Consider the following 12,318-nt stretch of genomic DNA (forward strand, 5'->3'; position numbering starts at 1 on the left):
GGCGGCGTCACCTTTTGCTTCTGTCGCCGGTGTGTGATTTGCATGTATAATATAAAAATGTTGGTCTGATATCGTGTCATCGGAGGGGCTTTATTTGTCTAGTTCACGCAAAAGCGGGGTTCTCTTGCATATATCGTCGCTGCCGGGCGATTGGGGCGTAGGTGATTTCGGCTCCGGCGCCGGAAGGTTCGCTGATTTTCTCCAGGGAGCCGGTTTCACAATATGGCAGGTGCTGCCGCTCACGCCGGTGCTTCCGGTCTTTGGCAATTCGCCGTACAGCAGTCCCTCAGCCTTCGCGGGGAATCTCCTCTTCATAAGCCCGGAGAGGCTCTGCGAAGATGGCCTTATCGCAATGAACGATATAGCGACACGGACTCTTCCCTCTGTGAGGGCGGCGGATTTTGCCGCGGCGGAGCTTTGCCGCCGCGAGCTGCTCTCGCTTGCCTGGGAGAATTTTAACGCTCAGCCGGAGTCCTTCGCGGATCTGCGCCGGGGCTTTGAATGTTTCCGCGCGGAGGAGAGCTGGTGGCTCCGTGATTACGCCCTCTTTTCGGTATTGAAGGAGAAAAACGGCGGCCGCTGCTGGACGGAATGGCCGCGTGAATTTTCCGCGCGCGTGACGGAGGCCCTGGCGGCCTTTGCCGCGGAGAACGGGGACGGCATCGCCTTTGTGGAATTCACCCAATTTATCTTTTACCGGCAGCTGGCCGCTCTCGCCTCTTACTGCGCCGAACGCGGCGTAACGCTGATGGGCGACCTGCCGATATATGTCGCCTGGGACAGCGCGGACGTTTGGTCCGCTCCCGCCCTTTTCGACCTTGAGCAGGACGGGGCGCCGCGCTGCGTCGCCGGCGTGCCGCCCGATTATTTCAGCCCCACCGGGCAGCGCTGGGGCAATCCCCTCTACAACTGGGAGGCGATGCGCGCGGACGGCTTCGCCTGGTGGCGCGGCAGGCTGGCGCACAGCCTTAAATACTGCGGGCTGATGCGCGTCGACCACTTTCGGGGGCTGTGCGCCTACTGGGAGATACCCGCCTCCGAGCCGACGGCGCAGAACGGCTGCTGGCGTCCCGCGCTGGGCCGTGAGATGCTTGAGGCCTTTCGCGCGGCGCGCGGCTCATCAGGGGGAGAGCTGCCGCTTATCGCCGAGGACCTGGGAATCATCACGGACGACGTGCGCGCGCTGATGGAGGATTTTTCCCTTCCGGGAATGAAGGTACTGATGTTCGCCTTCGGCGGCGACGTCGCGGACAACCCTTACGCGCCGCATAATATAAGGCCGCGCAGCGTTGTCTATACCGGGACGCATGACAACGATACCGCCGTTGGCTGGTGGCGTGAAAGTTCCACGGTGCGTGAACGGATAAATTTCGCCGCCTATGCGGGGCAGGAGGTCACGCGGGAGAATGTGAACCGCGTAATGGCGCATATGGCGCTCGCCTCCGTCGCGGAGATCGCGGTGTTGCCGGCGCAGGATGTTCTCGGCCTCGGCGGATCGTGCCGTATGAACAGACCGGCGGAGGCGGCGGGCAACTGGGGCTGGCGGCTGCTTCCCGCGGAGCTTGATTCGCTTTTGCCAGGTTCGCATGGTTTTCCTGAAAGGCTCAGGTCTTTGAATATATTATATGGACGTTTTAAAGAGGTAAATTAAATGAATCTTCTCTTGAGTTCCCGGGCAGTCTACCGGGTGGCGGGGCGTGACTACCGCGAGCTGATCTTCTTCTCCTTTATGGCCGTCGCTCTCTTTTTCAAGTTCTATTTTCTTGAGTACGAAGTCTCGCGGCTCGTTGTGCGTGTGCCGCTCTCCGTCGCCGCTTCGGCGGCGATCGTAGCGATGTTCGTCCTCTTCGTTTCGCTCTTCTGGCGCCGGGGGCGGTTTGCGCTCGCGCTGCTGCTGGACTTTCTGCTGACGGCGCTGGTGATAACGGATATTCTCCATATGCGCTATTATTCCGATCTCTTCACCTTCCATAATCTGGGGCTCTCGACCCAGGTCGGCGAGGTCTCGGAGTCTGTCTTTGCCCTCTTTTCAGTGAGGGATCTGCTCTATTTTATCGACATCCCGCTGTTGTTCGGCTATTTCAGGATATTCCGCCGCATCTCGGTGCATCCCTTTTTTCATAAGATCACCCTCCGGCGCTGTTTCTGGACGCTGCTGCTCTTTGCCGCTGCAGCCGCTGTGCTCTCCTTTCATATAAGGACCTATAATAAAAAGGTTCCCGGCGTGCTGCGTTCGATGTGGGACCGTCCCTCGGTCTGCAATAATGTCGGCGCGCTGACCTATCACGCGGTTGACAGCTGGAATACGCTGACCGACCGGGCTGCGCGCCCTAAATTGTCGGCCTCCGAGCTGGAGGAGGTCAGGGACTGGTTTGGCGAAAATCTCGCGAGACAGCGCCGTCCGCAGGGGGTATTCGGCGCCGCTAAGGGCAAGAATCTCATCGTCATACAGGTGGAATCGCTCCAGAGCTTCGTCATCGGCCTAAAGGTCGGCGGGCGCGAGGTGACGCCGAACCTCAACGCCTTTGCGAAGGAGGCTTCGCTGGCCTCCAACGTCTACAATCAGACCGGTTCAGGCAACAGCTCTGACGCGGAGTTTCTCGCGAACGCCGCGCTCTATCCGGCGGCCTCCGGCGTCGCCTATACCCGTTTTGCCGGCAATCATTACGAGGCGTTTCCCAAGACGCTGCGGGACAACGGCTACCGCGTATTCGCGATGCACGGCGACCGCCCGGGCTTCTGGAACCGGGGGCACATGTATCCCGCGCTCGGTTTTGAGAAATTTATCAGCAAGAAGGATTATGTAAACGACGAGTCTATCGGTATGGGGCTCAGTGATAAGAGCTTCTTCCGCCAGTCGCTGGAGATGCTCACTCAGGAGCGGCAGCCCTTCTATTCCTTTATGGTGACGCTCACAAGCCATTACCCCTATAATTTCCCCAGGCTGATGGAACAGGCCGATTTCGATGCCGGAGAGTACAAAGGTACGGTGGTAGGCAGCTACCTCGCGGCCATCCACTATCTTGACCGGGAGTTCGGCGTCTTTATCAAGGGACTTAAAAGATCCGGCCTCTATGACAGGAGCGTCATCGCGCTCTACGGCGACCACAACGCCATCCCCCGCTGGGATTCCACGACGCTCTCGAAGCTGCTGGGGACAGACTTCACAAAGGACCATAACTGGCGCTATGTGCAGCGCGTGCCTCTGATGATAAATGTTCCCGGCGTAAAGAGGCTCGTCTGGAACCGGAAGATGGCCTTGGGGCTTGTCAATCTTCCGCGCTCGCTGGCGCTGCTGCTGGGGATTGATTTCAACAGCGGTCTGGGAACCGACATCTTCGACGATTCGGAGGCCCCGGTGATCTTCCGCAACGGTTCTTATGTGGTTGGAGAGATATTCGTCGAGCCCGCGAAGAAGAGCGCCGTCAACGTGAAGAGTGGAGAGTCCCGGGACTACGCGGCATATGCCGGGATGACGGAAAAGGTCAGAAAGATACTCGACGTCAGTGATAAGATATTGGAATATGATCTGATGCCCGAACTCTATCGTAAATAGGTGATCGTTGATTGATGTTTCTTCCTCCTAAGGACCGGCCTGTTTTCATAAGCGGATATCTTTTCACGGCGGTTGTCGCCGCGGCGGTCTGGCTTAAGTTCATCTCGGTGGACTATGCCGTCGCCGATGTGCTCAACTGGCCCACCTTCGGCGTTCTGACGATGCACGCGCTGCGCCATACGGCGCGCGCGCTCGCCGTTTCGCTGCCCTCGCTGGGAGCCATCCTCTGCCTGTTGCTGCCGCTGATGTTCTTCCCGCCTAAGCGGCGCGCGGCGGCGCTCATCGTCATGGATATGCTGCTCTCGGCACTGGTGCTGACGGATCGGCTCTTTATCCGTTACTACGCGGACATCTTCATCTTTCATGATCTTATGCTGGTGCCTCAGACTGGGCTTATCGCAAAATCGATCTGGGCGCTGCTCAAGCCATGGGATTTTCTGATCTTTGCCGACCTCCCGCTTCTCGTCTGGCTGCTGCGCAGCGGCTGGCTCCGCGTGGAGTTCCATCGGGAACGGCGCCGGGAGGCGCTGACACTGCTCGCTCTCTTCCTGGTCTCGGTCGCGATGCAGGGGGCTTCTGTCTGGCATCTGAAAAGGTTCCGTCCCAACATTATCAACGCGATGTACGACCGCCTCTCCGTCTGCGCCTGGGTCAGCACCTCCACCTTTCACTGGTGGGACTTCTTTTCGATGACGCGCAAGGCGCTGGAGCCGCACGACGTTTCACCGGAGACGGCGGACGAGATCGGCAGCTGGTTTAAGGCGCACCGTCCAAGGCCGCACCCCGGTATGCGCGCGAAGAACCTCATCCTTGTGCAGTGCGAGGCGCTGCAATACTTTGTCGTAGACCTTGAGATTGGCGGCCTCCCCGTGACGCCGAATCTTAACCGCTTCAAAGAGGAGTGTCTCTATTTCCCCAACACCTGGAGCCAGGTGGCGGCGGGCAACAGCTCGGACGCGGAGTTTATGGCCAATACGGGACTTTTTCCCGCCGCCTTCGGCGCCGCCTATACGCTCTACGCGGATAACGACTATAATTCGCTGGCGCGCGCGATGCGCGGCAAAAGAGGAGCGAGGGCCGTCGTCGTGCAGGGTACGCGCAGCGCCTTCTGGAACTGCCACCGTATGCACCCGAAGCTCTGGTTTCACCGGCAGTACAGCCAAAATACCTTTCCCAACGACGAGGTGATCGGCCTCGGACTCAGCGATGAGGTGATATTTTCGCGCGCGCTTCAGGTCTTTAAGGAGATGAAAACCCCCTTCTACGGCTTTATCGTCACCCTCTCGAGCCACCACCCCTTTGATTTCGCGGAGCTGCCACGCGGGACGCTGCCGCTGCCTCCCGAGCTGCGGGGAACGCTCATCGGCAACTATCTCCTTTCGATAAATTACTTTGACCGGCAGTTTGGTATCTTCATCGACGAGCTGCGAAGGTCGGGGCTGCTCGACAAGAGCCTGGTCGTCGTCTACGGCGACCATCCCGCGATCCCGATCGCCTACCGGGAAGATATGGAAAAGCTGCTCGGCAAGAAGATAGAGGAGGCGGTAGACTGGAAGGCGACGCGCCGTATCCCGCTCTTCTTCCGCTCGCCGGAGACGGCGAAAAAACCGCGCGTCGACGAGAGAAATGTCGGGCAGATGGACATCCTGCCGACGGTCTCGGGGCTGATGAAGCTTGACATCGGCACCGTTTTCGGAAAGGATCTTTTAAGCAAAGAAAGCGGCGATCCGGTGATCTTCCGCAACGGCAGCTATATCGTGGGCGACGTCTATGTCGAACCGGCCGCAGGGCGCGCCATTAAGCTGGATACCGGTGAACATCTCGATTGTTCCGCCTATGACGGACTGACCGACGAGGTTGAACGGCGCCTCAGGTACAGCGACCTGATACTGGAAAAGAATCTGATCGAAAAAATTATCGGCAGATAGCGGCGGGAAGTTGTCATTCACCCTCTCTGAGGGTATGATAACGTTATGTGTGAAAATGAGACAGAGGTGGCTTTATCGTGGATAAGACGGAACTTTTCTATTGGCTGATATGGTGGGGCTGGTGGCTGATCCAGTTCATCCTCTATACATTGCTCGGCGCGCTGATGTGTGACGGTGTTTATCAGATAATCGTCAGCCTGCGCGGCTTCTGGAACCAGAAAAAGATGCCCCAGGCCAAGCGCTACCGCCGTTTCGCGGTGCTGGTGCCCGCGCATAACGAGGCGATGGTCATCGTGCCGCTCCTTGAGAGCCTCGCGGGACAGAATTATCCTAAGAACTGTTATAAGGTCTACGCCTCCTGCGACAACTGCACCGACAATACGGCGGAGCTGGTGCGCGAGAACGGTGCCGTGGCGCTGGAACGCTTCGACGACGAGCACAACGGCAAGACCTGGAACGTCCGCTGGGCGCTGACGAAGATCCCCTTCGAGGAATATGACGCGCTCGCGATGTTCGACGCCGACAACCTCGCCGACCGGAACTTCCTGATGTCGATGAACAATTACATGGAGCTCCACCCGGAGGCCGAGGCCATCCAGGGGGTACTAGATGTCAAGAATCCGGACGACAACTGGCTGACGCGCTCCTACGCGCTCGCCTATTGGTTTACGAACCGCTTCTGGCAGCTCGCGCGCGGCCTTTGGGGGCTCTCCTGCACGCTCGGCGGCACGGGGCTCGTCATCCGCACCGCGACGCTTGAACGGATCGGCTGGAACCTCCAGAGCCTCACGGAAGATCTTGAAATGTCGACGCGCCTCATTCTATCCGGCAGCCGCGTCCACTGGAACGACGCCGCGGTGATCTACGACGAAAAGCCGCAGGACATCGCCATCTCCAAGCGCCAGCGCACGCGCTGGATGCAGGGTCATTACTGGGTGTTCTGGAATTATGGATGGGACTCGCTCAAGGCCTTCTTCGTGACGCGTAAGCTGCAGTATCTCGACCTCTTTCTCTATCTGCTCGCGCCCGCGAAGTCCTGCCTGGGGATCATCATTATGATCGCGGGCATGGCCTTTACCCTGGTGAACAATATGGTGCTCTATCCATCATCGGACATCCCGCAGTCGATGCTTGAGTGGACGCTCTTCTTCGGCCTGCCGGTCTTTTCGATCATCGCCTTCTGCCTGCTCTGCGCCATCGCGGGACCCTCGATGCACGAAAAGAAATTCACTCTGCGCTACGTGAAGGACACCTTCGCCTATTTCTGGTTCGGCCTTACCTGGATACCGATCCTCTTTAAGGCGGCCTTTCTCGCCAAGGACCAGGGCAAGTGGGTGAAGACGGAACACACGCGCGGCATCTCGCTGGACGATGTAAAGACAAAAAGCTAAGGGGGAGAATATCATCGAAACGCAATTCTCCCTCTTCACGAAGCGTCGCTTTCTGCCGCTGTTTCTGACCCAGTTTCTCGGGGCCTTCAACGACAATCTATTTAAGAGCGCGCTCGTGATCCTCATCACCTTTCATCTCGCGGAGTTGTACGATATCAACGCGCAGATTATGATCACGGCGGTGGCGGGATTATTTATTCTGCCGTTTTTTCTCTTTTCCTCGCTTGCTGGGCAGATCGCCGACAAATATGAAAAGTCATTCCTCATCCGCATAATAAAGTTCGTGGAGATCGTCCTCATGTGTCTCACGGCGGCGGCATTCGAGACGATGCACCTCTGGTGGCTCGTCTTTCTGCTCTTCTGCATGGGGACGCAGTCCACCTTCTTCGGCCCGCTCAAGTTCAGCATCCTGCCCCAGCTTCTTAACGACGAGGAGCTGGTGGCCGGCAACGGCCTGGTGAACGCGGGGACCAATATCGCGATCCTGACTGGTACGCTATGCGGCGGCCTCTTCATCCTCTCGCCGCTCGGACGCCACTACATATCGGCTGGCGTCGTCGGCGTGGCGGCTGCCGGATATGCCGCGAGCCGCTTCATCCCGCTGGCCGTCCCCTCCTCTCCGGAACTCAGGATCGACCGCAACCTCTTCCGTTCCACCTGGGAGATGCTCGTCTATCCGCTCTCGAATAAAGACGTCTTTCGTTCGATAATCGGCATCAGCTGGTTCTGGTTTCTTGGCTCTGTCTTTCTCGCGCAGTTTCCCTCGTTTGCCAAAGACACGCTGGGGGGAGACGAGCAGGTCTCTACGCTCTTTCTCGTCATCTTCTCCGTCGGCGTTGGCGCGGGGGCGACATTATGCAACAAACTGCTTAAGGGGCGCGTTTCTGGGAAATATCTGTCTTACAGCCTCGTCGGGATGAGCGTATTTATCGGGATGCTCTATATGTTCAGCGCCTCCGCGCCCGCGGGAGCGGGGCTGATGTCTGTCTGGGATTTTATCCGCGGACCGCGGGCCTTAGGGATAGTCTTTGCTATGTTTATGATCGCCCTCTGCGGGGGGCTGTACAGCGTACCGATGTACGCGATGATGCAGCGGATGACGCCGGAATCCCATATGGCGCGCGTCATCGCCTCGCTGAACATCATCGATTCGCTGGGAATGGTGCTGGCCGCGGCGCTTACGGCGCTGATGATCGCCGCCGGCATGTCTATATCGGGAATATTTTTTGCAATGGCCTTTATCAACTTGCTGATGCTGCCGCTGACATTAAAATTATCGAGGATAAATTATGACTGATCTTGAAATAAGAGAGGATATCATCAATACGGCCCGCGTTATGCTGCAAAAGGGCCTCGTGCAGGGCACGGGGGGAAATTTCAGCGTCCGCTGCGCGCGGGGCTTTATCGTCACACCGAGCGGTATGGATTATACAAAGCTTGCCCCCAGCGACCTGCCGAAGCTGTCCCCTGACGGCGCGGTGTTGGAGGGAGAGCGGCGGCCCTCGATAGAGAAAGAGCTGCACCGCTCCGTATATCGCGCGCGCCGCGACGTCGGCGCCGTGATCCATACGCATTCCGTATACGCCTCCGCGGCGGCGGCGATGCGCCTGCCGCTTCCCGTGCTGACCGATAATCAGGCGGTTTTGTTCGGCGGGGCGGTCCCTGTCTCGGAATACGCGCCGATCGGCACACCGGAGCTCGCCTACAATACGGCGAAGGCGCTGGCGGCCGGGGGCGGCGTGCTGATGGCCAACCACGGGGCGCTCTGTGTCGGCGCCACGCTTGCGGAGGCCGCGCTGCGCTGCGAGATGCTTGAGATATTCGCGAAGATATTTTTCCTGACGAAAAGCTGCGGCGGAGGCGTATCTCTTACCGCCGAGGATGCCAGCCGCGAGGCCTCTGACGTAGCGGGGCGTTACGGGCAGCGCTGAACTTGGAAAGAGAAATGGTTAAATAAAAAACAGACCGAAGATTCATTCTTCGGCCTGTTTTTTTATTTTTTCCGTAAGATAAAGAACTTACTGGGAAATCGCGCTTACCGGGCAGGTCGCTACGCAGGCACCGCACTCTACGCACGTATCGCCGTCGACGTGAGCCTTGCCGCCGTCCATCGATATCGCTGATGTGGGGCATACGCCTACGCAAGCCTCGCAGCCTACGCAAACTGACTGATCAACTGTTGCTTTAGCCATAGTAAGAAGTCCTCCTTCAGATTTATACTCACTTGATTACGCGGGACGATTTTCCGCATATACTCTATTTTAGCGTGAAACCTCAGAACCTTCAACTATTTTTTTGACGCATTTTAAAATGTGAACATAATGATACAAAAAGTTAAGATATATCAGCTGTATATATGGTATTCATAGTCTAAAAGTATAGACAAATTGAATGGAAAAGTTATAAAATAATTAAAGAGGTTGGGTCTGAGTTTTTATATTCGCCGTTTTCTGATTTTCCAGTTACATATTTTGTGTCCTTCTCTCATGGGAGGTGATAATTGAAGGTCGATAAACACCGTTATTTTTGTTTTGCCTTTGCACTATCTTCACAAAATGAAAGGAGAGTTGCTTTATTATGGAACAGGCCAAAGAACCGAAAATACCATCGTTAGGTCTATCTGTTTTAGTTTTTCTTGCGGTTGCGGCGATGATCGCGGCGGCGGTCCTCATTTATGAGACCGATATTCACATCATTCTCATCTTCGGCGCGCTTCTTGCCGGCATTGTCGGCGTATTCTATCTGGGAAATCCCTACTCAAAAATTGAAAAGGGCATCATTGACGGTATCATGGTCGGTATGCAGGCTTGTCTTATTCTTTACACGGTCGGCCCGCTCGTCGGTACATGGATCGCCAGCGGCGTCGTGCCGAGCATGATCTATTACGGACTGTCAATTCTCTCTCCGTCGATCTTCCTCTTCGCGACCCTCTTCATCTGCTCCGTCGTCTCCCTTGCCACCGGCTCTTCATGGGCCACGGCGGGTACGGTCGGTATCGCCCTGCTGGGCATCGCGCTCGGCCTTGGCGTTCCCGCGCCGCTGACGGTTGGCATCATCATCTCCGGAGGCTACTTCGGAGACAAGATGTCCCCTCTCTCAGATACGACGAACCTCGCCCCCGGCGTCGCCGGTACGGATCTTTTCCAGCATATCCGCGCGATGTGCTGGACCTCGGGACCTACTTACCTTATCGTCGTCTGCATCACGCTCTTCCTCGGCTTCCGTTATTCCCAGGGCGAGCTTGATTATACGAAGATCGAGGCCCTGAAGACTATTCTTTCGCGTGAGTTCTGGATCAGCCCGATATCGTTCGTCGCACCGGTGGTAGTCATAGTCCTCTCCGCGATGCGCAAGCCCGCGCTGCCCGCTCTCTGGGTCGGTATCTTTATCTCCGTCGTATTCGCCGTCGTTGAGGGCGTAGGTATCGGAGACCTTCTCAATATCATGCAGAACGGCTACGTTCCCCTGCTTTCGGTGGAGATCGCCGGCACCGGCGAAGACGCGGCGGCCCTCGCGAAGATCCTGGCCGACAACAGCATCAACATTGATCCTCAGGTCGCCCTAGAGTCGGCGAAGGATATCGTCTCCCTCATGGAACGCGGCGGCCTCCAGTCTATGAACTGGACGATCTCCCTCATCCTCTGCGCCTTTACCTTCGGCTCGACGATGGATGTATGCGGTTTCCTCAGGGTCATGCTCGAAGCGATAATGAAGCCGATTAAATCGGTCGGCGGAATGATCACGGCTGTCATCCTCTCCTGCTTTGTCTGCGATATCTTCCTCGGCGACCAGTATCTCTCGATCGCGATGCCCGGAACGATGTTCAAGAGCGAATTCGACAGAGTAGGGCTCCATCCAAGGATGCTTTCCCGTTCGCTTGAGGACGCCGGTACGCTTCTCTCGGTCCTCGTTCCCTGGAACACCTGCGGCGCTTACCACGCCAGCGTTCTCGGAGTTCCCACCTTCCAGTATCTGCCGTTCGCCTTCTTTAACTACCTCAATCCGCTCGTGGCCATTACGATGACCTACCTCGGAATCGGTATCTTCTGGCGCGGCAAGGACGGCGAACCTGTGAAGGGCGGAAAGACGCGTCCCGCGGAGCTTGGGCCGAAGATCGACCTTTAAGCGTCCGTAACTTATTTTGTTTGAAAGAAGAATGTAATTGGCAGAAAAACTGACGCCTTTAGAGAGCCTTCTGGTCTCCGCCTCCGGCAGAGAGGCTGGGAAGTGGAAATCGATCTCCTTTGTGATCATCGCTGTCTACCTGTTTTTTACGGCGGGGTGGCAGTTCACGCACGGAGGGATGACGCAGAAGGCTCTGCTCAACCTTTTTCTCGGCTGCTGCAGCGTGATGGTGATAAAATATGAGAAGCGGATATATGTGTCGCCGCTTGGTTTCGTGAAAGAGACGCACACGTGGATATCGCATCACCGGGAGCTTCTTCCCTGGAGAGAGGTGAAGTATGTCACCCTTACCACGAAGGGAAACCGTATGCTGGCACTCATTGAAAAAGACGCCATCGGCTGGAAGCTCTTTTTCGCGAAGGATGATCTTGCGAAGCTCAAAGAGATTCTCAGGCAGTACGCGCCGAAGATTCCCGTAAACGATATAAGCCCAAGATTCTAAAGAGGCTTTGGCGCTTAAAAACACATAAAAATGGCTGCCGTTATGATGGATATCATATGGCAGCCATTTTTATATATTACCTGTGTACGTCTGTTATTTATTTTTCGCGAGATAGGGGCCGGCGACCCTCCGAGGGATCTCAAACTCGGGACTGCCCGCGGCGCCCGGGGCCACTTCGTATTTATCGAAGCAGATGACGATGTTGCCTTTGTCGTTGATGAAGAAATTCTGCTTCGCCTTGATGGAGCGGAAACCCTGTTCGTCTTTTGGCGCGATCCAGAATACGCCCCTCTTTTTTTTGTTGATGCGGCGCATCTCTCCCAGAATATAGTCGTTGATCACCTTCGTATAATCAGCCTTTTCGTTGAAGAGATCTCCAAGCTCGATCAGCTTGCCGCTCTTCTTGTCAAAGTTATAGAAGGCGTGTACCGTAGAGGAAGAGCCCGCGATATTCATCTCGTAGATATCGATCGCCAGCACCTTATCATTGTCGGTGCGTACCTTGTAGTCGAGTACCACGCCCAGATGACCGTCGAACTCAGGGTCCTCACGCAGCATCTCGCTGACGTCCTTTTCGTAGTCGGCGGCAAGTTTTCGCGCGCGCTGTATGAAGGTTTCGTTCAGCTCGTTTTGTACCTCGTCGATGGCGAGGCCGGTGACGATTGGCGTTATGATCTTCGCCTCAAAGCCGCGAAATTCTGACTGATAGGAGCTGAACGTCGCGACGCGCACGTCGATATCTTTAGCAAAGACCGCCGTCGTTCCGCTAAACAGCAGCGCGAGCGAAAGCGCGGCGGCGCTTCTAAATAGTCTCAT

General features: G+C 56.6%; 10 protein-coding genes. 8 read left to right on the forward strand and 2 right to left on the reverse strand.

Annotated elements, in window-relative coordinates; genetic code table 11:
- Positions 1-94 precede the first annotated feature (94 nt).
- The 6 genes from malQ to LIO98_RS02400 all read left to right on the forward strand — a co-directional run bounded on the left by malQ (position 95) and on the right by LIO98_RS02400 (position 8,806).
- Positions 95-1,651, forward strand: coding sequence for a 4-alpha-glucanotransferase (gene malQ, locus LIO98_RS02375; RefSeq protein ID WP_291952974.1), 1,557 nt, complete (start codon positions 95-97; stop codon positions 1,649-1,651).
- On the forward strand, positions 1,652-3,556 hold the full coding sequence (locus LIO98_RS02380) for an LTA synthase family protein (protein ID WP_291952975.1): 1,905 nt from the start codon (positions 1,652-1,654) through the stop codon (positions 3,554-3,556). It abuts the gene before it with no gap.
- Between the two features lie 14 nt (positions 3,557-3,570).
- On the forward strand, positions 3,571-5,484 hold the full coding sequence (locus LIO98_RS02385; RefSeq protein ID WP_291952976.1) for an LTA synthase family protein: 1,914 nt from the start codon (positions 3,571-3,573) through the stop codon (positions 5,482-5,484).
- 77 nt (positions 5,485-5,561) lie between these two features.
- Positions 5,562-6,875, forward strand: a complete 1,314-nt coding sequence (locus tag LIO98_RS02390) for a glycosyltransferase family 2 protein (protein ID WP_291952977.1) — start codon at positions 5,562-5,564, stop codon at positions 6,873-6,875.
- Positions 6,876-6,939: 64 nt separating this feature from the next.
- Positions 6,940-8,172 (forward strand): MFS transporter, encoded by a 1,233-nt coding sequence (locus tag LIO98_RS02395; protein ID WP_291953056.1) that lies wholly within the window; start codon positions 6,940-6,942, stop codon positions 8,170-8,172.
- Positions 8,165-8,806 (forward strand): class II aldolase/adducin family protein, encoded by a 642-nt coding sequence (locus LIO98_RS02400; protein ID WP_291952978.1) that lies wholly within the window; start codon positions 8,165-8,167, stop codon positions 8,804-8,806. The genes LIO98_RS02395 and LIO98_RS02400 overlap by 8 nt, the downstream gene beginning before the upstream one ends.
- Before the next feature lie 87 nt (positions 8,807-8,893).
- Here the strand turns inward: LIO98_RS02400 and LIO98_RS02405 are convergent, their stop codons facing one another.
- Complete coding sequence (locus LIO98_RS02405; RefSeq protein ID WP_291952979.1) at positions 8,894-9,067, reverse strand: 4Fe-4S binding protein; 174 nt, start codon at positions 9,065-9,067, stop codon at positions 8,894-8,896.
- Between the two features lie 385 nt (positions 9,068-9,452).
- On the opposite strand from LIO98_RS02405, the gene nhaC reads away from it, so the two are divergent.
- A complete protein-coding gene (gene nhaC / locus LIO98_RS02410) occupies positions 9,453-11,000 on the forward strand; it encodes a Na+/H+ antiporter NhaC (protein WP_291952980.1) in 1,548 nt (515 codons plus the stop codon).
- A 37-nt stretch (positions 11,001-11,037) separates the two neighbouring features.
- Complete coding sequence (locus LIO98_RS02415) at positions 11,038-11,502, forward strand: hypothetical protein (protein WP_291952981.1); 465 nt, start codon at positions 11,038-11,040, stop codon at positions 11,500-11,502.
- Between the two features lie 93 nt (positions 11,503-11,595).
- Here LIO98_RS02415 and LIO98_RS02420 read toward each other — a convergent pair whose 3' ends face one another.
- Positions 11,596-12,318, reverse strand: coding sequence for an RsiV family protein (locus tag LIO98_RS02420; RefSeq protein ID WP_291952982.1), 723 nt, complete (start codon positions 12,316-12,318; stop codon positions 11,596-11,598).

Source organism: Cloacibacillus sp. (assembly GCF_020860125.1).
Classification (GTDB): Bacteria; Synergistota; Synergistia; order Synergistales; family Synergistaceae; genus Cloacibacillus.